Genomic DNA, 22904 nt, shown 5'->3' with positions numbered 1-22904 from the left:
GCAGCGTGCGCGAAGCGATCGTCTAACGCGACTTACTGGCCCGGAGGCGGTCCACCCGCACCAGGAGGCGGCCCGCCTGGCGCGGCGCCCTGCTGTTGCATCATCTGCTGCTGCATCTGCATCTGGCGAAGCTGCGTTTCGGAGATGAAATCAAGCAGTTCGACATCGAAGACGAGAATCGAATTGGCCGGGATCGGGCCGCTCGCCTTGTCGCCATAGCCAAGGCTCGGCTTGATCCAGAAGCGATACTTGGCGCCCTTGGGCATCAGCTTCAGCGCTTCGGAAAAGCCCGGCACCACGCCCGCCACCGGAAGCGGCGAAGGCTGTTGCGACTTGTCGAAGGTCGTGCCGTCGGTCAGCTTGCCCTCGTAATTGACCAGCGCGACGTCCGCTGCGGTCGGCCGGGCATCGCCACTGCCGGGTGCGATAATCTTGTACTGCAGACCCGATTCGGTCTGCACCACGCCCTTGTCGCGCTTGTTCTTGGCGAGATAGGTCGTCACGGGATCAACCGGCGCCATCTGCGCCAGCGCCACCGCGCCGCACAGCGCCAGCGCGATCCCAAGCCACAGATACACCAGCACGCGCCGCTTGGTTGGCTGCAACGGGACGGCGGTGACTGAGGACATCGGCGCTTATCCTGACGCGGTGCCGCCAGCGGCACTGAGGTTGAGGAACGTGAGAGCAGTTACGGGAACCCGAAGGTTCCCGCCGGATACTTACCGTGCGCCGTCGCGCTCCAGGCGCTTGCGCTCAAGCTTACGGGCGCGGCGAACCGCTGCCGCACGCTCGCGAGCGCGCTTTTCCGACGGCTTTTCGTAATGCCGGCGCAGCTTCATTTCGCGATAGACGCCTTCGCGCTGCAGCTTCTTCTTCAGGGCACGCAGGGCCTGGTCGACGTTATTGTCGCGAACGATGATTTGCATAAACCGGTGCAGCTCCGAATCAATAGAAACAGGGCGTCGCAGACATGGGTCCGCGCCGCGAAGGCGTGCGCCCTACCAGTGCCCGCCAGGGTTTTCAAGACGAAACGGCATATTTGCGGCCTCCGCCCTGCCCGGCTATGCCCCGCGCCATGACCAGCACGCCTTTGACCCTGTATAACAGCCTCTCCCGATCGATCGAGCCCTTCCAGCCGATCGATCCGTCACTGACGCGCGTCTACACCTGTGGCCCGACGGTCTATAACTATCAGCATATTGGCAATATGCGCGCCTTCCTGTTCGCCGATACGCTGGGCCGCGTGCTGCGCTGGAAGGGCTGGCCGACCAAACATATCATCAACATCACCGATGTCGGCCACCTGACCTCGGACGCCGATGCCGGCGACGACAAGATGGAAAAGGCCGCTGCCGCCCAGGCGAAATCGATCTGGGAAATCGCCGCGCACTATACCGATGCGTTCAAGCACGACGTCGCACGGCTGAACATCGTGCCACCGGCCGAATGGACCGTCGCGACCGACCATATCGCGCAGATGATCGACTTCGCCGAGAAGATCGCGCCCGAGCATTGCTACGAGATCGAGTCGGGCCTGTATTTCGATTCGACCAGCGTGCCTGATTATGGCCGACTCGCCCGCACCATTTCGGATGAGGGCGAAAGCCGCATCGACCCCGTTTCGGGCAAACGCCACCCGCAGGATTTCGCGATCTGGCGCAAATCGCCCGAGGGCGAGCAGCGGCAGATGGAATGGGACTCACCCTGGGGCAGGGGCGCGCCGGGCTGGCATCTCGAATGCTCGGTGATGAGCCACCAGCATCTCGGCCATCCGTTCGACATCCATACCGGCGGCATTGATCACCGCGAGATTCACCACCCCAACGAGATCGCGCAAAACCAGGCATTCTGCTCGTGCGGCGACAGCGGTGCGCGGATCTGGATGCACAATAATTTCCTCGTCGATCGCGGCGGCAAGATGTCGAAATCGACCGGCGAATTCCTCAAGCTGCAAGTGCTGGTTGATGCCGGCTATCACCCGCTCGCCTATCGCCTGCTCTGCCTGCAAGCACAGTATCGCAGCGAGTTGGAGTTCACCTGGGACAATCTCGCTGCCGCCGCGAAGCGGCTGAAGCGACTCGTCCAGGCGATCGAGCACTTCCGCACTGATGAAGCTGGCACTGCGGACAGCGCCACCGCTTATCTGATGCGGCTCGATGAAGCAGTGTCCGATGATCTCGCCACCCCACGCGCTTTGCCGGTGCTGGAGGACATGATTGCCGACAAGCGCCTTCCCGCCGCCGACCGCCTCGCGGCGCTGGCCGCGTTCGATGCGGTACTGGGCCTTGAACTCTCCACCCTCACCCGCGCCGATCTGCGCGTGCGACCGGCCAATGCGACACTCACTGCCGACGCCATCGACGCCCGCCTGGCCGACCGCAAACAAGCGCGTATCGACAAGGATTTCGCCCGCTCCGACGCGATCCGCGACGAACTGGCCGCTGCAGGAGTCGAGGTCATGGATGGTGATCCGCTCGGATGGGATTGGAAGCTCACTTAATCCTCCCCGGCACGGGGAGGATTCGACAGGAGATTGTCAAGATCATGAAAGCCGTTCTCCCTGCCCTCGCCCGTCCCTTGCTCGAACCGCACCTGCCCGCCGGACTCGAGGCCGCCTGGTTCACCACGCGCGACGATGCCGAACAGATGGTGCTCGATGCCGATATCGCCTGGGTCGACATGCAGCGCTCGGCGCATTCAGGTGAAGTCGCGGCACGCGGCACACAGCTCAAATGGCTCTCGACCATCTTCGCCGGCCTCGACGCCTTTCCGCTCGACCTGTTGAAGGAACGCGGCGTCATCGTCACGAACGGCACCGGCATCAACGCGGTCGCGGTCGCCGAATATGCGGTGATGGGCGTGCTCGCCGCCGCCAAGCGCTTCGACGAAGTCGTGCGGCTCGCCGACCGCCACGAATGGACCATCGCTGCACCAGGACAGGTCGAGCTGCTCGACACGACCGCGCTGATCATCGGCTATGGCGCGATCGGCAAGCTGATCGGCGACCGCCTCGCCGCCTTCGGCGTGACCGTCACCGGCGTCACCCGCTCGGGCCGTGATGGCACCCTTGCCCCAGATGCATGGCGCGCCAGGCTCGGCGACTATGACTGGGTGATCCTCGCAGCCCCCTCGACCGGCGAAACCAAGGCGATGCTCGGCGCGGCCGAACTCGCGGCGATGAAGCGCAGCGCCTGGTTGATCAACATCGCGCGCGGCGACATGGTCGATCAGGACGCGCTGATCGAGACACTGAAAGCGCGCCGCATTGCTGGTGCGTTTCTCGACACCGTCACGCCGGAACCGCTACCGCCCGAGCACCCGTTATGGGATGCGCCCAACGCCATCCACACCATGCATTTGTCAGGCCGCAGCCAGACCAAGATGTTCCAGCGCGCCGGCGTCCTCTTCCTGAAAAATCTCGACGCTTTCATGGCCGGGCGCCCAATGGAGAATGTCGTCGACCTCACCGCCGGCTATTGACCTACCCGACACGATTTACCCTATCAGGGAAATTCCCTCTTGCTTGCGTTACCCCAACTGGGTAACAGCCCCGGCATGACGACAATGGCCGGCATCAAGATCAAGCGCTTCCGCGAGGAGCGCGCGCTCACCCGAGCGGCATTCGGCGCGTGGTACAGCGCGCCGGGCAGCACGGTTCAGGGCTGGGAAGAGGATGGCAAGCGTGCCAGCGGCCCGGTCGTCAACCAGATCGCGGCGAACGGCATCGCCAGCCATGCCGATTGGTATATTGCGATACGCACGGAGAATGACATGAGCACCTGGGCCCCCAATAGCTGGACCAAAGCCGAGGCGCGACAGCTTCCGACCTATGCCGACCCCGTCGCACTCGATGCCGCGACCGACGCGCTGGAGAAATTCCCGCCGCTCGTCTTCGCCGGCGAGGCACGCAACCTGACCGCTGATCTAGCCAAGGTCGCCGAAGGCAAGGCGTTCCTGCTGCAAGGCGGCGATTGCGCCGAAAGCTTCGCGGAGCATAGCGCGAACAACATCCGCGACACGTTCCGCGTACTGCTGCAGATGGCCGTCGTGCTCACCTACGCATCCAAGCTGCCGGTGGTGAAGCTCGGCCGCATGGCTGGACAATTCGCCAAACCACGCTCGGCCGATACGGAGTTGCAGGGCGATATCGAACTCCCCGCCTATCGCGGCGACATCGTCAACGATATCGAGTTCACCGCGGCCGGACGCCAGCCCGACCCGCAGCGCATGATCCGCGCCTATAGCCAGTCGGCGGCGACGCTCAACCTGTTGCGCGCCTTCGCGACCGGCGGTTATGCGAACCTGCATCAGGTCCATCGCTGGACGCATGACTATATGGGCCGCAGCCCCTGGGCGAAGAAATATTCCGACGTCGCCGATCGCATCGGCGAAGCGCTCGACTTTATGGAAGCGTGCGGGATCAGCCCGGAGACCGTGCCGCAGCTGAGCCAGACGCAATTCTATACCAGCCATGAGGCGCTGCTGCTGCGCTACGAACAGGCGCTGACGCGGCAGGATTCGCTGACCGGCGACTGGTACGACACCAGCGCACACATGCTGTGGATCGGTGACCGCACCCGCTTCGAGGGCAGCGCGCATGTCGAATATCTGCGCGGCATCGGCAACCCGATCGGCATGAAGTGCGGCCCCAGCCTCGAGCCCGACGCGCTGCTGCGCCTGCTCGACACGCTCAACCCGAACCGCGTGCCCGGCCGCATGACGCTGATCACGCGCTACGGCCATGACAAGATCGAGGCCGGCCTGCCCAAGCTGGTCCGCGCAGTGTTGCGCGAAGGCCATCCGGTGGTGTGGAGCTGCGATCCGATGCACGGCAACGTGATCAAGGCGGCGAACGGCTATAAGACGCGGCCGTTCGAACGCATCCTTGCCGAAGTGCGCGGCTTCTTCGCCGTGCACCGTGCTGAAGGCTCGATCGCCGGCGGCATCCATGCCGAAATGACCGGCCAGAACGTCACCGAATGCACCGGCGGCGCGGTCGATGTGACCGAACAGTCGCTGGCCGACCGCTATCACACGCATTGCGACCCTCGGTTGAATGCTGGGCAGAGCCTGGAGCTTGCCTTCCTGCTCGCCGAAATGCTCAATGTGGAAATGGCGGAGCGGCGGCGGGCAGCCGCCTAGGGCCAGGCAATCGGCGGTCGGCTGGAACCGGGAGGGGCGTTACATGAAGGTTTTCATCGCCGCATTGTTGACCTTTGGCGCGGCGACGGCCGGCTTTGCGCAATCGGCGCCTGCGCAGCCCGACTCTCGCTTCACCCTTCCTGGAACTGTCTCGCCGGCAGCGGCGGCGGAGCTGAAGATGATCTTCGGGCTTTGGCGAGGGGGGAAGGCGCCAGCCAAGCCCAGCGGCCCCGCGGACTGGAAAGCGTCCTACGATCAGCTCGAGACCATGATCGAACCGTTCGTCGCCGCAACCGTCAAGCCGCTCGGTATCATCGAGACGCCCGACCGGCTCGGTGATGTCCCGGTCCTTCGGTTGCGACCAGCCCGTTACAAGACAGGCACAGCGCCACTGATCTATGTCCATGGCGGCGGCTATGTCTCCTTTTCGGCCAAGACGTCGCGGCTGACCGGCGCACTCCTCGCCGCCGCGTCCGGCCGGGAGGTGATCTCGATCGATTACACCGTCGCACCACAGGGCAATTGGCGCACCGCCACCGATCAGGTGCTCGCCGTCTGGAAGGCGCTCATCGCCGCCGGCGCGAAGCCCGCGACAATCGGCATGTTCGGCGATTCAGCCGGCGGGGGCTTGGTCGCCGGATCAGTGCTGAAGATGCGCGATCAGGGGCTGCCGCTGCCCGGCGCGCTCCTGCTTCTCTCGCCCTGGTCGGATATCACCGCCACCGGCGACACCTATACCACCCTGGCCGCCGCGGACCCGTCACTGAACACGGAATCGCTTTCCTGGGGCGCGGACGTCTATGCGGCGCCGGCCGACCAGAAGAATCCCTATGTCTCGCCCGTCTATGGCGATTATTCGAAGGCCTTCCCGCCGACGCTGATCCAGGGCGGCACGCGCGAGATCTTCCTGAGCAATTTCGTTCGGCACTATCAGGCGATCCGTTCCGGCGGACATGAGGCCGTGCTCGATATCTATGAAGGCATGCCGCACGTTTTCCAGACGCTGGCGTCGCACTCCCCGGAATCCCGCCTCGCGGTGGCGCGGGCCGTCGCCTTTTTCGACGCGCATCTCGCTCATACCAAATAGTGTCGGCGCCTCAGCGTGACGCCAGCCAAATCACCTGAATCATCAACAGGGCGCGCGGCGCTGCGGGCGCCGTGGCAATGCTGTTTTCGACACTAAGAAAGAGCAGGTCGGCTTAAATCCGGCAAGGGTGACATGCCCGATCCCGTGCGCTGGTTGAATCGCCGCCGACGGCAGGACTGCAGGACGAGCAATGGGAGATATGTTACACCGGAATGTAACATGGTCTTTCGACCGTCGCCCCAGCGAATGGTCCACATAATCCATTATATATCAGATACTTAGACAGGATCCAGCCGCGAGATGCGACGCCAAGGTTCGTGCCGGCTTCGCGGTACGCGACAAGGTGCCGGCGCTCGTCACGTGCATCGACGATCTCGACCTCCGGCTGGAGCCAAGCGCCGCGCTGACGCGAGCGGTGTTATGGCCGCTCGGCGAGACCGCCGATCTCGACGCCGCACAGCTGTTCGTCGCGCATCTGAAGATCAACAGGGACTAGGGTCTTCAGGCGAAGCTGATCGGCACCGCTGCCGCGATCCTCGGGCTAATGCGCAAGGGATTGGACAAGGATTATGAGTCGAATCTCTATTGAGCGGCCCGGAGGGCGGCCAATCGAGCGGCAGGCCTTCACAGCAACATGGACGCCGCCCATCGTTCCGTTATGACGCCGGTCATGGCTTCTCCCGCTCCGCACATCACTGGCCTGCACCGTTATCCGGTAAAGAGCCTGCGCGGTCATGCGCTTGACCGGGCGACGATCGAACCGCGCGGGATTGTCGGTGACCGGCGCTGGATGGTGGTCGACGATACCGGCCGTTTCCAGACGCGGCGCGAATTGCCGCACATGGCGCGGTTCGAGGTCGATCGCGACGGCGATGCGCTGATCCTCAGCCATCCCGATCTGGGCGTGCATCGTGTCGGCCGACCGGATGGAGACGCCGCGACGATCGAGGCCAGGATCTGGCGCGACACGGTCTCCGTCCGCCTTGCATCGGCCGACGCCGCCGCATTCCTGTCCCGGGCTTTGGGCAAGCCGGTACGGCTCGTCTATCAGGACGATATGGCCCCGCGGCCGATCGATCCGCGCTATGCCAGTGTGGACGACCAGGTCAGCCTGGCCGATGGTTTTCCCTTCCTGATCACCAGCGAAGCATCACTCCGGGCGCTCAACGCGCACCTGGCCGTGCCAGTTGGTATGGAGCGGTTCAGGCCCAATATCGTCATCGCCGGCGCCGATGAATGGGCCGAGGACCGCTGGCGGCGGCTTCGCATCGGCAACGTCACCCTGCGGATCGTCAAACCCTGCGCGCGCTGCGTCATCACGACACAGCATCCGCTGACCGGCGAACAAGGCGAAGGGAATGACCCGCTGACCACGCTGCGCGCGATGGGACGGATGGCGAAGGGCGGCGTCATGTTCGGGCAGAACGCCATTCCCGATCGGCCCGGCGAGATCACCGTCGGGGATCAGGTGGAGGTGCTGGAAGAGGGCGAGAGCAATTTGCGGTGATGCCGGCCGCGAGCGCAGCTCGATTCAATCGCCACGCCGATCATGAAAACGTCGCGCCCGAGCGAGGCCTTCCGGGTCCCCGCGCGCTCTTTCACATGACGAGATGATTCAAGATGACCGACCGCGGGAAAGCCGCGCGACGGCCACCCCTGTTATCGGCCTGATCCACTCCTGCTATTCCCCCTGTTAACGGCCATTGCCTGCGAGCCGCATTTTCTAGCAAGTACATGAAAAATAATAACTATTTTGTCGAGTATTTCCAACGTAACAGGGGTGGATTGTCGACTCCGTCGTGCCCGGAAGCGGGACGGCGACATCACAAATCCGATCGCGCGCAATAAGCCATGCACCGCTAGTCGAAGCGCTTTTTTCGATTTCACCTCGACGCCGCAACCGGGCTACACCCCCGCGATATGGCGACGTTCGGGACAGACTGCACCGTCCTGCAGGACGGCTATCCTCAGCCTATTACGACGTGTATCGAGCGGTGTGTGCGCATGACAAATTCGTCATCCCGCCGCCATCTCTGTGAAATCTGCCGATGGTTACATGTGCGCAATGGCTAGATCCCCCTTCAACACCCGTCGCCGGTCGGCGTTGCGTCCGATCCTCCTTGTGGCGGGGGTAATTCTGGCCATCGGCTGCGCTGTCGCCTGGGCGGCGGGCTTCTTCGACAGCGATCCCGACCATTTCTTCGCGAGCCCCGCAAAAGGCACTGTACCCGTCGCGGCGCTCTATATGTCGGGCGATATGGGCCTGCACTTCGGTATGGGCAGCGGCGTTTCCAACGCGCTGGCCGCGCGGCATATTCCGGTGCTCGGCATCAGTTCGCCGGCGTTGTTCGCCCGACACCGGACGCGCGCCGAAGTCGATGCGATCGTCGCGCATGCAGTCCGCGATGTCCTGGCGCGGACCAGCGCCGCACGAATTATCCTGATCGGCCAGTCGTTCGGTGCTGATGTGCTGGGCACCGGAGCGGCGGCACTCCCCCCCGATCTGCGCCGGCGCATCGCCGCGATCGTCCTGGTAGTACCTGGCCAGAGCGTTTTCTATCGCGCCGATCCGACCGGCTTCGCCTATCGTGGCACGCCCGACGCAGACCCGATAACGGCGGCGAAGAGCATCGACTGGGCGCCGTTCGTGTGCATTCACGGCGAACAGGAAACCGATAGCCTCTGCCCTCACCTGAAGGGCACATCGGCCCGGGTCATCGCTTTGCCCGGCGGCCATTACCTCCACCGCGATGAACCGAAGCTGCTCGCCACGATCGTCGCCACGCTTCGCCCTTATGTTCCCCAGCTCAAGGAAGTTACGCAATGATTCGTTCCGGGATTCGTTCCGGCCGGCTGGCGATGATGCTTGCGGTAATCCCGGCCCTCGCCGCCGCAGTCCCCGCCCCGGCGGCGATCGAGGCGCTGCCCATTCTTGGCCTGTGGCATAACCCTCAGAACACGCTGCAAGTCCGTACCCAGGCGTGTGGCGGCGAATTGTGCGGCGTCATCGCTCATGCGAGCCCGGTCGCCGAGCAGGATGCCCGCGAGGCCGGCGTCCAACAGCTGGTCGGTGTGCAATTGCTCTCCGGCTACCGCGCGACCGGCCCGGGCAAATGGTCGGGCACGGTGTTCGTCCCCGATATGGGCCGCAGCTTCTCGTCGCGGATCGTTCAGCTATCGCCCGACAGCCTCAAAATCTCCGGCTGCCTGATCGGAGGATGGCTTTGCAAATCGCAGATATGGACCCGCGTCTGATCCGGCGCGACCGAATTGGCGAAGCGCTCGCCTGGGGCCGTGCGAACAGCCGCGCGCTGGCGATTCTTGCCGTGCTCCTTGTCGCACTGGCCGGTTTCGGAGCCTTGCGCGCAATCCTCGTTGAGGTCCGGCTGAAAGATGTCCGTCATGCGCTTCACGCGATCCCGCAAGCGCAGATCGTCGCGGCGCTGGCGCTGACCGCGCTCAGCTATCTATCGCTGACTTTCAGCGAGACGCTGTCGTTGCGCGCAATCGGCGTGCACCTCCCCTGGCGAACCGCCGCCCTGGCGTCCTTCACCAGCTACGCAATCAGCCATAATTTCGGGCTTACGCTGCTGACTGGCGGATCGGCCCGCTACCGGGTCTATGCTTCCGCGGGACTGGATCTCGGCAATGTCGCGCGTGTCGGGCTGCTCTCCTCCGCCGCGTTCTGGGCAGCGCTGCTCGGCGTCGCCGCACTGGCGCTGCTCAGTGGCGGTGCGCCAATCGATATCGGCGGCCTCGTTCTACCGACGATGGCGGGTCAAGCGATCGGCATCGCGATACTGGCTTTGCTGACATGCCTGTTCGTCGCCCGTTTGCGCGGGGTCGAACAAGTCGGGATTGGGCGCTTCACCCTGCCCATCCCATCGGCCTCGATCATGGCCGCTCAATTGGGCGTTGCCGCGTTCGACCTCGCGGCATCTTACGCCGCCCTGTTCGTGCTGCTGCCCAACGCAGCCCCCGAGACGTTCGCCTATTTCTACCTGGCCTATGCCGTGGCGGTCTCCGTCGCCGCCGTGTCACACGTACCCGGTGGCATCGGCGTGTTCGAGGCAATCATTCTGGCCATCACGCCGGCTTCCAATGGTGCCGTATTCGCCGCGTTGCTGCTGTACCGGCTGATCTATTATGTCCTGCCACTGATTGTCGCGGCGGGATTGCTTGCCTCGGTCGAGGGCCACAGGCTGCGCCGTCCGATCGCGATTGGCCTCTCGCTCGCCGAACGTAGCGCCCGCTTTCTCGCCCCACCGCTGATCGGCTTGCTGGTATTTACCGGCGGACTGATCCTGCTCGTATCGGGTGCGTTGCCGGCAGTGCATTGGCGGATCCACTGGCTGGCACATGTCGTACCGCTGCCGTTCGTCGAGGCGTCGCATTTCGCCGCCAGCATGGCCGGCACCGCCTTGTTGCTCGTCGCCCCGGCGATCAGCGCGCGGATGCGCAGCGGCTTCCTCGCCGCGCGGCTGTTGCTCGCCGGGGGCATCATCTTCTCGCTCCTCAAGGGCGTCGACTATGAGGAAGCCACGCTGCTCGGCGTGATCGCGGTCATCCTGCAATATTGCCGCCCCGCTTTCTACCGCCGCGCCGGCATCCTCGATGCGCCGCTGCAACGTACCTGGTTTGCCGCTGCCGCGGTCGCGATCGGCCTCAGTCTGTGGGCGGGATTCTTCGCTTACAAGCGTATTCCCTACAACGACGATTTATGGTGGGCCTTTGCCTGGAAGGGCAACGCGCCGCGTTTCCTGCGCGCCAGCATGGGGGCAGCGGTCCTGCTTGGGGCGGTGGCATGTTGGCGGCTGCTTAGCGCGCCGATCCGGCCCGACGGCAATGCCAGCCTGCCGCCCGAGGTCGCCGATGCTGCGCTCTCTTTGTCCTCGCGCGCCGACGCCGCACTCGCCTTGACCGGCGACAAGCAATTTCTCGTCTCGGCGTCGGGCGGCGCTTTCCTGATGTATCGCGTGCGCGGACGCACCTGGGTAGTGATGGGCGATCCCGTTGGACAGTTCGCCGATTGGTCCGACCTGGTCTGGCAGATCCGCGGCAAATGCGATGCCGCGCATGGACGGCTGTGCTTCTATCAGGCGAGCAACGAGCTGCTGCCGTTGCTGATCGAAATGGGCCTGCAAGTGATGAAATATGGCGACGAGGCACAAGTCGATCTCGCCACGTTCACGCTTGAAGGGCCGGCGTCCAAATCGCTGCGCCATTCGACGCGCAAAGCAGAAAGCGCCGGCCTGTCGTTCGACATCGTTCCGGCCGCCGGAGTGCCCGCGATCGTGCCGGAACTCAGGACGGTGTCCGACGCCTGGCTCGGCGACAAGGGCGGGCATGAGAAATATTTCAGCGTCGGACGCTTCGACCCGGCCTATCTCGCCCGCTTCGACTGCGCGGTGCTGCGGCAGGAAGGACGGATCGTCGCTTTCGCCAATATCTGGACGACCCGCAACCGCGCCGAATTGTCGGTCGATCTGATGCGGCATTTGCCCGACACGCCCTATGGCACGATGGACCTGCTGTTCGTCCGGCTGATGCAATGGGGCGCCGCCAATGGCTATACGCGCTTCAACCTCGGCATGGCGCCACTGTCGGGCCTCACAGGCCGCCGCCTCGCCCCGCTCTGGTCACGCATCGGCCATGCGATCTACGGCCATGGCGAAGCGCTGTATGGCTTTTCGGGGCTGCGGTCGTTCAAGGCAAAATTCCAGCCCGCCTGGGTACCGCGCTATGTCGCGACCATGCCAGGCCTCGCCACGCCATGGGCGATGATCAATCTCGTCGGCCTGATCGGCGGCTGATGGGTGGCTGATCGATCGTCGAGTCTGCGCCCCTCGCGTGACGGGCTGCTTGACGCCACCCCACCCTCGCCCTATTTGCCGCGCCTCTGCTTGCACGGCCCCTTCGTCTAGCGGTTAGGACGTCGCCCTCTCACGGCGAAAACACGAGTTCGATTCTCGTAGGGGTCACCAGCGCTTTCAATGAATTCGCTGCAGGACTGTCGACCGAAAGGCCGATTTAGCCGGAATCTGGCCGGAACTCAGACCCACAATCCACGGTCGCTGAACGAGTCGCCGTCCCGCCATCCGACGTCACGGAAAGCCGACTATCCCTTGCGGACAGCATGCGCCACTGCCCGCGCCTCGCCAATTTGCCAGATGATCAATGTCGGCAATCCGATCGCCAGATCGCGCGCACGCTTGGCGAGTGACAAAGCCAGCGCCGTTTCGGGGGGCAGGCCGAACAGCGGCGCGGCCAGGGCATAGGCAGCTTCCTGCACGCCGATCGCACCCGGCACGGCAAAGGCCACGCTCCGCAAGGTAAAGATCAGGCTTTCGATCGACAGCGCCGACCAGATCGAAATATCCGCCCCCATCATCCGTAGCACGACCCAGCCGCCGATTGCACTGGCGATCCAGCCGGCCAGGTTCAGCGCGAAGGCCAGCGCCACGCGCCTGCGCAGCGCATAGGTCTCGCGCAATCTGTCGGTGATCCCGGTCATCGCAACGACCGATCCAGGCAGAAAATGCTGGGCGACCCTTCCGGCCAGACCGAGCGCGGGGCGTTGCGCGAAGAAGAACATGACCATCACCGCAGCCATTACGCCCGTGCCACCGAGGATGAGCGGACGTAGCGCCGCCGCCTCCCCGTCCGCAGCAAACAGCGTGAGCATCATCGTCAGGCCGAACAGGGTAAAGACGAGCTGCGCGCCCATTTCCGTCGTCATATCAACCACGAAGGACGCATAGACCCGGGACGCGGGGATGCCGGCCGTCGTCAATGTCCGGGTACCGACGACGATGCCGCCAATCTGCGAAAAGGGGAGCAGATCCGATACCGCCTCCCGCACGGCCCGCGCCCAGGCGAACAGGCCGACCCGGGTGAGCGGCTCCCCCGGCGCCGCCGCCAGCCAGGCAGCACCCAGAATCAAGAAGGTCGAAATGGAAATGGCGCAGAAGACCAGGAACCCGCCGATCCCGATCCGTCCCGCGGCCGCCAGCACGCTGCCGAACCCGATCGAGCCGAAGACCCAGACCGCGGCCGCCAACCCCACCAGGGTCGCGAGCAGCATACCCGCGCGTGCGAAATTCTTCAGCCGGCCTCTCCCTTGCGACCGCCCGCGAAACGCAGCGCGAGGCGCATCATCGCCGGCACGAAACGCGGCCGGATCAACCGCTGGTCATAAGGCGCCAGCCGCCGGTCATTCTCCGCCAGGCAGATCCGGGCGAGTTCGGGGAAGGTCACTTCAACCCCAAGCTCCTTCGAACCGTTCAGGGTGAAGTTGTTCTCCTGGGCCTTGGTATTGTCGCCTCCCATGCCCTTGGCCATGCTGATCCGCTCACCGATCAGAAACATCCACACGATCAGCACCTTGGCCTCGAACAGCGGACGCCGCCACCAAGGCATGTTGCGGCGCCACCATGCTACCCAGTTGACGAAGAACAGGATGTGTCGGCCCTCCTCGCGCATCACCGGCTCGAACGTGTCGACCAGTTCCTCGGGGAAGAACCCCGAATCCTTGGCGAGCTTGAACAGGCCGAAGCCGAAGAAGCTGTCGATGCATTCCGAATAGCCGGTGCGCATGAAGGCGAATTCGGGGTCGCGCGGGGGCTTGTACTCAGGCTCCGGCGCCAGCTCGATGCCGTAAGCCTGCACCATATCGGCAAGCACGATCTTGTGCCGGCTTTCCTCGAAGCCGTTCATATCGACCGCGGCCTTGAGCAGGGGATCGCCGATCTTCTCGCCGAATGTCTTCACGTTCATGCCTGCGCGCCCTTCGGTGGCGACGGCAATGTCCCAGATCGGCAGCGAGACAATCTTGTCGCGCGTGTCAGGCTCGAGCTTGGGCCAGTCGATCAGCGCGGGCCGATAGGGATCGTGCGTGTCGAGCATGGTCTGGCAGAACAGCGCACGATGCTCGCGGCTGCCGAGCCGGATCGCGCCGGCGGGAATAGGCTCTGGCTGAGCAAAATGGCGGAAGCCGTTGGCAATGTTCATGGCGCAGGTCTCAAGCGAAGTCAGTGAAGCTCCCCAGCGCGATCCTGTCGCGCGAGATCGCCTCGCGCGCAAGGGGGTCGATCAACCCGGCCAGTTCCGCGCGATAGGCATAGCCCGGGGCGTGGGAGGGATAGCGATCGTCAGTGGCGGGATGGGTGTAGATTTCGGTCAGGCCATCCGGGAGTTGCTCGATCAGTCCGCGAATCCGCGACGCATCCATTGCGCCCGACCATGCCAGGCCAAACACCTGGTCCGGCACAGTCATGCCCGCCGCACGCATCCGCCGCCGCACGAGCAGCGCCCAGAGCCGGGCGACATCGACCCCGCCGGTCCCCGGCTCGATCCTTGCCAGCACCGCACGCGGCTCGATCGGCGCGCGGACCGATTTCATGCGGTAGCGCTTGCCGACCCTGAGGATCGCCGAGGCGATGGTCGGGTGAAGATGGAAATGCTTGTGCGCATTGACATGATCTAGCGGCAGGCCGGTGGCGGCAAAGGCGGCGAACTGAGCCTCCACCTCGGCCAGAAGCTGGCGCCGCGCAGCCGGGTTGGTGAAGATCGTTATGCCGGCGCGGACCATGTCGGCACGGAAATGCCCGGTCGTGTCGAGCAGTTCGGAGACCTGCTCAGGGGGGAGCGTGGGCCGCCCCTCGACGAGCACGACGTGCAAACCGACGCCAAGCCTCGGCATGGTCCTGGCACGCGCCACCGCGTCCGCAGCCGCATCGCCAGATACCATCAGGCTGGCGGCGGTGAGGATGCCGCCGCGATGGGCTTGCTCAACAGCTTCGTTGACCGCGACGGCGGCACCGAAGTCGTCCGAGGTGACGATCAGGCGCTTCACCTTGTCCCCTCCCCCTCCGGGAGAGGGAGCATCGTCACGCGGCCTCTTTGCGCCGGCGGAGGAAATCGAAAAACTCCACCCCTTCACGCAGCCGGCGCTTCATCATGTTCCAGTCGCGCAGCATCTCGGACACGATCGACCAGATCTTGGAGGGGCGGAAATAGAAGCGCTTGTAAAATTCCTCGACCTTGTCGAAAATCACGCTCGCCGGCAGATGCGGATAGCTAAGCTGCGCGATCTGGTTGCCGCCGTCGGTCAGCAAATGATCGGTGCCGTCGAACCAGCCATTCTCGGTCGCTTGCTTGTACAGGAATGTCCCCGGATAGGGCGCCGCCAACGACACCTGGATCGTATGCGGATCGATCTCCTTGGCGTAGTTGATCGTCTCCTCGATCGTCTCCTCGGTCTCTCCCGGCAAGCCGAGGATAAAGGTTCCGTGGATGACGATCCCGAGCGCGTGGCAATCCTTGGTGAACTGCCGCGCGACATCGATGCGCAGACCCTTCTTGATGTTGTGCAGGATCTGCTGATTACCGCTTTCGTAACCGACGAGTAGCAGCCGCAGGCCGTTGGCCTTCAGCACCTCGAGCGTCTTGCGCGGCACATTGGCCTTGGCGTTGCAGCTCCACGAGACCGGGAAGCCCGGCTTGCCGAAGCCGAGCTTGCCAAGGGCGATCGCCAGTTCCTCGACACGCTCATGATTGTCGGTCAGCGTATCGTCGTCGAAGAAGATCTCCTTTGTTTCGGGGATTTCCTTCAGGATATACTCCACCTCCTCGATTACCTTGGGCACCGAGCGGAAGCGGTAATTATGGCCGCTGATCGTCTGCGGCCACAGGCAGAAGGTACAACGGCTCTTGCAGCCGCGCCCGGTGTAGAAGCTGACATAGGGATGGCGGAGATAGCCGCCGAAATATTTGTCGATCTGCAAGTCGCGCTTGTAAACCGGCGAAACCATCGGGAGGACGTCCATGTCCTCGATCGCTGCGCGATCCTTGTTGCGCACGAACGCACCGTCGGGCGCACGCCAAGTGATGCCATCGACAGTGGCGAGCGGCTTGCCCTCGGCGATCTCCAGAATCGTGAAATCATATTCCTCTCGCGCGACAAAATCGATGTGCGGAGAGGCGGCGAGGCTCTTGTCGGGCTCAACCGCGACCTTGGCGCCTACGAAGCCGATCAGCACCTTCGGATTGCGCCCCTTGATCAGCGCGGCGGTACGAATGTCCTGGCCGAAGCTGGGCGTCGAGGTGTGGAGGATGACGAGGTCGCGATCGTCAAATTCGTGCTGGATATCGTCCCAGCTCTGGTCATGTGCGGGAGCATCAATCAGCTTCGAGCCCTCGACCATTGCCGCAGGCTGTGCGAGCCAGGTGGGATACCAGAACGACTTCACCTCGCGCTTCATCTGATAGCGTGCGCCGGCGCCCCCATCATAACCGTCGAACGAGGGAGCTTGAAGAAAAAGCGTACGCATCATGCGGAAATCTCCGGATCGGCCGAAACGCGGCCGTCATCTGCCATTTTAAGACGTCGTCCGCGCCAATCAACCGACGCGGTGAAGAAGCTTGCGACAAATATCGCGAAAGTGAGGCAATCGCGTATCGGCAAAAGCCACAAAGGCGCGGCCCGCATGCCGGTCCGACGATCGACGACAAGGGTGACAATAGCGCGAACGACGAGCGAGGCCAAGGCGACAGCGAGGCCGGTCATATGCACAGGAATCAGCGCGGCGCCGAGCAGCGCGAGCGGAACCGGCATACCGATGACCGACCCGATATAGGCGCCCGGCACGACGCCGCGTACTGTCGCCCCCCAGCGCAGTTCGTGCCGCCACAATTCGATGAAGCTGCGCTCGGCCGAGGCATGGGCGATCAGCATCGGCGGTACCGCCACCTTCTGCCCAAGCGCGCGAACCGCTTCGCCGATCGCATAATCGTCGGCCAGCACGTCCGAGAAACGCGCGAAACCGCCGATTCGGTCGAGAGTCTCGCGCCGAATCGCGATGGTCGATCCCATGCATGGCCGTGCCAATCCCAACGCCACGCCGAACACCACGCCGGGCAGGAATTGATAGCTGAGCCCGGCCGCGCCAAGCCGCGACCAGAGGCCCGCGTCACCCCGTCCATGATAGAGGCTTGTCATGGCGCCGACATCACGCGTGTCGAGCGCGGACAGGACGCGCGGGAGATAATCGGGCGTCGCGACCATGTCGCTGTCGCTCAGCACCAGGATCGCATGCCGGGCTTCGGCCATCATGTTGACGAGGTTCGAGATCTTGTGATTCGCACCGTGGTTCGCGGGGTCGATCACGAGGTCGATCGCGACATTCGGATATCGGGTGCGCAACGCCGCCACCACGTCAATGGCGGGGTCGTCGGGGCATTGGACGCCGCACAGCAGCTGGATCGGACCAGCGTGATCCTGGATGAGGAAGCTTTCCAGGTTTTCGAACAGACGAGGCTCTGCGCCGTGGAGCGGCTTGAGCAGAGTCACCGCCTCGGCGCGGCGGGTCGGTACGGCCTGTACGACCATGAAGCGCCGAAATACGATCGAGGCGGCGACCATGTACAGGGTACCGGCAGCCCCGAGGCCGCACAGGATCCAACCGATAACGGCAAAGGCTAACATGGCGGCAAACGCTGCAACCCCCTCGCCCGCCAGGGGAGAAGGTATGAAAGGTTCGGCCGAGTGATCGCATTCGCCATCGCCCCTCCCTATCGCCGCTCATGGATCCTGTGTAGAGCGCGATTGAAACGCGCGGAGGCGAGGTGAGCCAGAGTTCGGATGCGGTGCTGGTCACCGGCGTGTCGGGTTTTGTCGGATCGGCGGTGGCACGCGCACTCGCCGCGCAGGGACGGCACGTGCGTGGTCTTGTCCGTGCCGGCAGCCCTCGCACCAATCTCGTCGACTTTCCCGGAACGCTTGTCGAAGGCGATGCGCGCGATCCGGCGGCAATGGCCAAGGCGATGCGCGGCGTACGGCACCTGTTCCATGTCGCGGCCGACTATCGCATCTGGGCACCCGATCCGGAGGAGATCGTCCGCAACAACCTCGCCAGCACCCGCATCGTGATGGACGCGGCGCTCGCCGCCGGGGTCGAGCGGCTGGTCTACACAAGCAGCGTGGCCACGCTCAAACCCGACCCCACGGCCCCGGCGGACGAAACCCGCGCCGCCACGCCGGATCAAGCGGTCGGCGCCTATAAGCGCAGCAAGGTGGTGGCCGAGCGGCTGGTCGAGCAGATGGTCGTCGAGCGCGGCTTGCCTGCGGTGATCGTCAACCCGTCCACCCCGATCGGCCCGCGCGATGTGCGGCCAACCCCGACCGGGCGGATCATCGTTGAGGCGGCAAGCGGCAAGATGCCGGCCTATCTCAATAGCGGACTGAACCTGGTCCATGTCGACGACGTCGCCACCGGCCACCTGCAGGCGCTGGAAAAGGGCCGTACCGGTGAGCGCTACATCCTTGGTGGACAGGACGTGCGGCTGGCCGACATGCTCGCCGCCATCGCCGTGACCATGAAACGCCGGCCGCCTGCGATCAGCCTGCCCCGCGCACCACTTTTTCCGCTGGCTTATATCAATCAGGCGCTGGCGCGGATCACCGGCAAGGAGCCCTTCCTCACCGTCGACGGGCTGAAGATGGCGAAGCACCATATGTTCTTCACCTCGGCCAGGGCCGAAGCAGAACTCGGTTATCGCGCCCGCCCCTGGGGAGAGGCGGTAGCCGACGCGATCGCATGGTTCCGGCAAGCGGGAATGATCCGGTGATCGCCCTTATCGTGGGCGGCCTGAGCCTCACCATATGGCTTGGTCTGGTCTTTGCCCATGGCGGCTTCTGGCTCGCCCGCGAACGCGATACCAATCGCGCCCCGAGCGAACCTGCTGACTGGCCGGAAGTCATCGCAATCGTCCCGGCGCGTGACGAGGCGGACGTGATTGCGCGTGCAATCGGAAGCCTGCGCGCGCAGGACTATCCGGGCCGTTTCCGCATCATCCTGGTTGACGATTCGAGCAGCGACGGCACCGCCGGCATCGCCAGTGCGACAGCAGGTCCGCACCTATTTGAGGTGATGGCTGGCCAACCGCTCGCCTCTGGCTGGACCGGCAAGCTCTGGGCGGTCGCGCAGGGGATCGAGCATGCCGGCGCTGCGCCACGCTATCTCTGGCTGACCGACGCCGATATCGAGCATGATGCCGACACGCTCCGCACTCTGGTCGCGCGCGGCGAGGCCGGTGGATTGACGCTCGTCTCGCTGATGGCGGAATTGCGCTGCACCAGCATGGCCGAACGCGCGCTGATCCCCGCCTTCGTCTTCTTCTTCCAGATGCTCTATCCATTTGCCCGGGTGAACCGCCCGAACGGTCCTGGCGCGGCCGCAGGCGGCTGCATGCTGGTGCGCCGCGACGCGCTGGCGGCGGCCGGCGGCATCGCCGCGATCCGCACCGCGCTGATCGACGATTGCACATTGGGCGCGCTGCTCAAGGAACGGGGCCCGATCTGGCTCGGCCTTACTCATCGCTCGCGCAGCATCCGCGCCTATGACGATGCCGGCGTGATCGCGGCGATGATCTCGCGATCGGCCTATGCCCAGCTCGGCTACTCGCCGCTGTTGCTGATCGGCACCCTGATCGGCCTGGCACTGGTCTATGGCGCACCGCCGATCCTGGCGTTCGCCGGGAGCGGCTGGGCGCAACTCGCCGGCGCGAGCGCCTGGGCGCTCATGGCGGTCGCGTTCCAGCCGATGCTGCGCTTCTACCGCCGCTCCCCATTGTGGGGCGTGGCCCTGCCGCTGATCGCCGCTTTCTACGCCGGCTGCACCTTGCTATCGGCATGGCAGCATATGCGAGGACGTGGTGGAATGTGGAAAGGCCGCGCCCAGGCATCGGAGGCCCGCTGATGGAGACCGCCGATCTCGCCTCGGGCAAGGGACATCGCGACGAGAATTTCCCCGTCGCCTCAGTCCTGCTCAAACCGGAACACCGTGCTCCGGTCATGGCGTTCTACCGCTTTGCCCGCGTGGCGGACGATATCTCCGATCATGAGACCCTGCCCGCGGCGGAAAAGCTCGCCCAGCTCGGGCGGATGCGCGCCGGGCTGGACGGCAAGGCGGATGGCGCGACCGAGGCGCTTGCGCTTCGCGCGGTCATGGCCGATCATCGGCTCGACCCAGTCCATGCGCATGACCTGCTCGGTGCGTTCGAGCGCGATGTGACAGTCACCCGGTACGAGGATTGGGACGGGCTGATCGGCTATTGCCGGCTGTCGGCCATGCCAGTCGGACGCTATGTGCTCGACGTACACGGCGAGGATCGCATCACCTGGGCCGCGTCCGACGCGCTCTGCGCCGCGCTGCAGGTAATCAACCATCTGCAGGATTGCGCGAAGGACTATCGCACGCTCGACCGCGTCTATATCCCGGCCGAAACTTTCGCGGAAACGGGCGCGCGGATTGAGGATCTCACCGCCGACCACGCCACGCCACGCCTGCGCGCCGCAATCATCTCTCTGGTGAGTAAGACTCGCATGCTGCTCGACACCTCCGCCAACTTCTCCAGCATGATTGCCGACCGCCGTCTCGGCGCCGAAGTCGCGATCATTCATCGCCTCGCGACCAGCCTGTGCGGGCGTCTGGAGAAGCGCGACCCGCTCAGCGAGCGGGTCCATCACAAGTCCTGGGAAGCCGCCTTCCTCGCCGCCGGTGCCGCGGTCGGCAGCCTGTTCCGGCGCGCGGCATGAATCCGGATGCCACCCCCGCCGCGCTGCAGCAGCAGGTTTCGGGCAGCTCCTTCTACGCCGGCATGCGCGTGCTGCCCAAGGCCGAACGCGAAGCCATGTACGCGATCTACGGCTTTTGCCGGCTGGTCGATGATATCGCCGATGACCAGCAGGGCAATCGCGACGGTCGGATGGCGGCGCTCGACGCGTGGCGCACCGATCTCGACTCGCTTTACGCGGGTGGCCCGCCCGGCCAGGCGGCTCTGGTCGCCGAGGCCGTGAAACGCTTTGATCTCGACCGCGCGGATTTCGAGGCAGTGATCGACGGCATGGCGATGGATGTCGATCGCGACATCCGCTGGCCGGCGATGGCCGAGCTCGACCTTTATTGCGATCGTGTCGCCTCGGCCGTTGGACGGCTGTCGGTGCGCATCTTCGGCATGGACGCGGCGCCGGGAATCGAGCTCGCCCATCATCTCGGTCGCGCGTTGCAACTCACCAATATCCTGCGCGATGTCGACGAGGATGCGGAGATCGGCCGCGTCTATCTCCCGTTCGAGGCGATCGCCACCGCCGGAATTCCTCTTACCACCCCGCTCGATGTCATCGCCGATCCGCGCATCGACGCCGCCTGCCGCTCGGTCGCGGCAACGGCGCATGAGCATTACCGGCGTGCTCATGCACTGCTTGCCACACGGCCGCGCGGGCATCTGATCGCGCCGCGCCTGATGGAAGCCGCTTATGCCAAGGTATTGCAGCGCACCGAGGCGATTGGCTGGAAACCGCCGCGCCACCGGGTGAAAGTGTCCAAGCTGGCGCTGCTCTGGACCGTGGCGCGGTTGTGGCTGACGCGTTGAGCTTCACTCGGGCGACGATTGCCGGTGCCGGTCTGGCTGGACTTTGCGCCGCCGTCACATTGCGCAAGGCCGGCGTCGCGGTTTCAATCGCGGATTCCGCGGCACAGGCCGGGGGACGCTGCCGTTCCTATCACGATCCGCAGCTTGGCCTGACGATCGACAATGGCAATCACCTCGTATTGTCGGGTAATCCGGCGGTTGCGCGCTTCCGATCCGCGGTCAGCGCGACGACGCCACTGACAGGGCCGGACCATGCGGATTTCACCTTTCAGGACCTGACGAACTCGAAGCGCTGGGCGGTGCGGATCAATGACGGCGCTGTCCCTTGGTGGATCGCAGCCCCAGCCCGGCGCGTGCCGGGCAGCCGGATCAGCGACTATCTGCCCCTGGCAAAGCTGTTGTCGAACCGCGAGGGCCGGATCGACCAGCGTATCGCCACGCATGGCCCAGTCTGGTCGCTGCTGCTTGAGCCCATACTGCTTGCGGCGCTCAACACCGCTCCAGGCGAATCCTCGGCCCTGCTTGCTGCCAACGTCCTGCGCGAAACGATCGCCAAGGGTGGCCGCGCGATGCGTCCGCTTATCGCGGAACCCAGCCTTGCCGCGGCCTTTATCGACCCTGCCCTTGCCTGGCTCGACAGCCAGAAAACCCCGGTGACGCTGGGGCGCCGGCTTCGCGGTATCGCGTTCGATGATGACCGGGCGACTGGTCTCGACTGGGGCGCGGGCATCGAGCCGGTCGCTGCCGATGAAGCGGTAATCCTGGCGGTGCCGCCCTGGGTCGCAACCTCGCTGGTACCGACATTGCAAGCGCCCGACGATTTCCGGGCCATCGTCAACGGCCATTTCGCGCTGCCCGCCCCGGCCGGTGCGCCGCCGATGCTCGGGCTGTTCGGGGGGACGGCGGAATGGCTTTTCGCCTTTCCCGATCGCTTGTCGGTGACGGTCAGCGCAGCCGACCGGCTGGTCGAGATGGACCGTGAAGCGCTGGCCCGGGGTTTCTGGGCCGATATTCAAACCGCGCTCGGCATCGACGCACCGATGCCGGCCTGGCAGATCGTCAAGGAGAAGCGCGCGACTTTCGCCGCCACGCCGGAACAGAATGCCAAGCGCCCGCTGGCTGCGACACGCTGGCGCAACCTGTTCCTGGCCGGTGACTGGACCGCTACCGGCCTGCCCGCGACGATCGAGGGCGCATTGCGATCGGGTGAAACCGTAGCGCGCCTCGTACTTGCGCGGTAGGA

21 protein-coding genes and 1 tRNA gene are annotated in these 22904 nt (G+C 64.7%); 15 read left to right on the top strand and 7 right to left on the bottom strand.

The features are described 5' to 3' along the window. Positions 1–32: 32 nt before the first annotated feature. On the bottom strand, positions 33–629 hold the full coding sequence (locus OO12_RS18490; protein WP_034160207.1) for an FKBP-type peptidyl-prolyl cis-trans isomerase: 597 nt from the start codon (positions 627–629) through the stop codon (positions 33–35). A gap of 90 nt (positions 630–719) precedes the next feature. Continuing rightward, entirely contained in the window at positions 720–926 is a 207-nt protein-coding gene (rpsU, locus tag OO12_RS18485) for a 30S ribosomal protein S21 (protein ID WP_034160206.1), read from the bottom strand. Between the two features lie 149 nt (positions 927–1075). On the opposite strand from rpsU, the gene cysS reads away from it, so the two are divergent. From cysS to OO12_RS18440, 10 genes are all read left to right on the top strand, one after another. After that, positions 1076–2500, top strand: a complete 1425-nt coding sequence (gene cysS / locus OO12_RS18480; RefSeq protein WP_034160205.1) for a cysteine--tRNA ligase — start codon at positions 1076–1078, stop codon at positions 2498–2500. Between the two features lie 44 nt (positions 2501–2544). Then, positions 2545–3480 carry an NAD(P)-dependent oxidoreductase gene (locus OO12_RS18475; protein ID WP_034160204.1) on the top strand — a complete coding sequence of 312 codons (936 nt, stop codon included), beginning with the start codon at positions 2545–2547 and terminating at the stop codon, positions 3478–3480. 291 nt (positions 3481–3771) lie between these two features. Then, positions 3772–5142 (top strand): class II 3-deoxy-7-phosphoheptulonate synthase, encoded by a 1371-nt coding sequence (locus tag OO12_RS18470; RefSeq protein WP_200887514.1) that lies wholly within the window; start codon positions 3772–3774, stop codon positions 5140–5142. 43 nt (positions 5143–5185) lie between these two features. Then, positions 5186–6229 carry an alpha/beta hydrolase fold domain-containing protein gene (locus OO12_RS18465; RefSeq protein WP_052216036.1) on the top strand — a complete coding sequence of 348 codons (1044 nt, stop codon included), beginning with the start codon at positions 5186–5188 and terminating at the stop codon, positions 6227–6229. 343 nt (positions 6230–6572) lie between these two features. After that, the gene (locus OO12_RS28675) at positions 6573–6725 is read left to right on the top strand and encodes a hypothetical protein (protein WP_160296843.1); all 153 of its coding nucleotides are present in this window, start codon (positions 6573–6575) and stop codon (positions 6723–6725) included. A 174-nt stretch (positions 6726–6899) separates the two neighbouring features. Continuing rightward, the gene (locus OO12_RS18460) at positions 6900–7736 is read left to right on the top strand and encodes an MOSC domain-containing protein (protein WP_034160297.1); all 837 of its coding nucleotides are present in this window, start codon (positions 6900–6902) and stop codon (positions 7734–7736) included. Between the two features lie 558 nt (positions 7737–8294). Continuing rightward, positions 8295–9056, top strand: a complete 762-nt coding sequence (locus OO12_RS18455) for an AcvB/VirJ family lysyl-phosphatidylglycerol hydrolase (protein ID WP_052216035.1) — start codon at positions 8295–8297, stop codon at positions 9054–9056. Further along, on the top strand, positions 9053–9484 hold the full coding sequence (locus tag OO12_RS18450; RefSeq protein ID WP_152616513.1) for a DUF2147 domain-containing protein: 432 nt from the start codon (positions 9053–9055) through the stop codon (positions 9482–9484). The genes OO12_RS18455 and OO12_RS18450 overlap by 4 nt, the downstream gene beginning before the upstream one ends. Beyond that, complete coding sequence (gene mprF, locus OO12_RS18445; protein WP_152616528.1) at positions 9469–12042, top strand: bifunctional lysylphosphatidylglycerol flippase/synthetase MprF; 2574 nt, start codon at positions 9469–9471, stop codon at positions 12040–12042. Before OO12_RS18450 ends, mprF begins: the two co-directional genes overlap by 16 nt. 96 nt (positions 12043–12138) lie before the next feature. Then, positions 12139–12213: transfer RNA gene (locus tag OO12_RS18440), tRNA-Glu, on the top strand. Positions 12214–12347: 134 nt separating this feature from the next. On the opposite strand, the gene OO12_RS18435 is transcribed toward OO12_RS18440, so the two are convergent. The 5 genes from OO12_RS18435 to hpnI are packed head-to-tail and all read right to left on the bottom strand — an operon-like array spanning position 12348 to position 17714. Further along, the gene (locus OO12_RS18435) at positions 12348–13313 is read right to left on the bottom strand and encodes a lysylphosphatidylglycerol synthase domain-containing protein (protein ID WP_034160201.1); all 966 of its coding nucleotides are present in this window, start codon (positions 13311–13313) and stop codon (positions 12348–12350) included. A 20-nt stretch (positions 13314–13333) separates the two neighbouring features. Beyond that, positions 13334–14239: a hypothetical protein gene (locus OO12_RS18430; protein ID WP_034160200.1), complete on the bottom strand. Its 906-nt coding sequence runs from the start codon at positions 14237–14239 to the stop codon at positions 13334–13336. A gap of 10 nt (positions 14240–14249) precedes the next feature. Beyond that, positions 14250–15083 (bottom strand): hopanoid biosynthesis-associated protein HpnK, encoded by an 834-nt coding sequence (gene hpnK, locus OO12_RS18425; protein WP_034160199.1) that lies wholly within the window; start codon positions 15081–15083, stop codon positions 14250–14252. A 34-nt stretch (positions 15084–15117) separates the two neighbouring features. Beyond that, on the bottom strand, positions 15118–16563 hold the full coding sequence (hpnJ, locus tag OO12_RS18420; RefSeq protein ID WP_034160198.1) for a hopanoid biosynthesis associated radical SAM protein HpnJ: 1446 nt from the start codon (positions 16561–16563) through the stop codon (positions 15118–15120). After that, entirely contained in the window at positions 16560–17714 is a 1155-nt protein-coding gene (gene hpnI, locus OO12_RS18415; protein WP_034160197.1) for a bacteriohopanetetrol glucosamine biosynthesis glycosyltransferase HpnI, read from the bottom strand. Before hpnI ends, hpnJ begins: the two co-directional genes overlap by 4 nt. A 140-nt stretch (positions 17715–17854) precedes the next feature. On the opposite strand from hpnI, the gene hpnA reads away from it, so the two are divergent. The 5 genes from hpnA to hpnE are packed head-to-tail and all read left to right on the top strand — an operon-like array spanning position 17855 to position 22902. Next, on the top strand, positions 17855–18856 hold the full coding sequence (hpnA, locus tag OO12_RS18410) for a hopanoid-associated sugar epimerase (RefSeq protein ID WP_034160196.1): 1002 nt from the start codon (positions 17855–17857) through the stop codon (positions 18854–18856). Then, on the top strand, positions 18853–19986 hold the full coding sequence (locus tag OO12_RS18405) for a glycosyltransferase (protein WP_443024576.1): 1134 nt from the start codon (positions 18853–18855) through the stop codon (positions 19984–19986). The genes hpnA and OO12_RS18405 overlap by 4 nt, the downstream gene beginning before the upstream one ends. After that, positions 19986–20825, top strand: a complete 840-nt coding sequence (hpnC, locus tag OO12_RS18400; protein ID WP_034160195.1) for a squalene synthase HpnC — start codon at positions 19986–19988, stop codon at positions 20823–20825. The genes OO12_RS18405 and hpnC overlap by 1 nt, the downstream gene beginning before the upstream one ends. Then, positions 20822–21661 carry a presqualene diphosphate synthase HpnD gene (gene hpnD, locus OO12_RS18395; RefSeq protein WP_034160194.1) on the top strand — a complete coding sequence of 280 codons (840 nt, stop codon included), beginning with the start codon at positions 20822–20824 and terminating at the stop codon, positions 21659–21661. Before hpnC ends, hpnD begins: the two co-directional genes overlap by 4 nt. Continuing rightward, positions 21646–22902 (top strand): hydroxysqualene dehydroxylase HpnE, encoded by a 1257-nt coding sequence (gene hpnE, locus OO12_RS18390; RefSeq protein ID WP_235364863.1) that lies wholly within the window; start codon positions 21646–21648, stop codon positions 22900–22902. The genes hpnD and hpnE overlap by 16 nt, the downstream gene beginning before the upstream one ends. Positions 22903–22904 lie beyond the last annotated feature (2 nt).

The sequence above is a fragment of the Sphingomonas sp. ERG5 genome, assembly GCF_000803065.1.
Classification (GTDB): Bacteria; Pseudomonadota; Alphaproteobacteria; order Sphingomonadales; family Sphingomonadaceae; genus Sphingomonas.
Note: the sequence above shows the minus strand (reverse complement) of the source record. Positions and strands in the feature narration are given on the sequence as shown.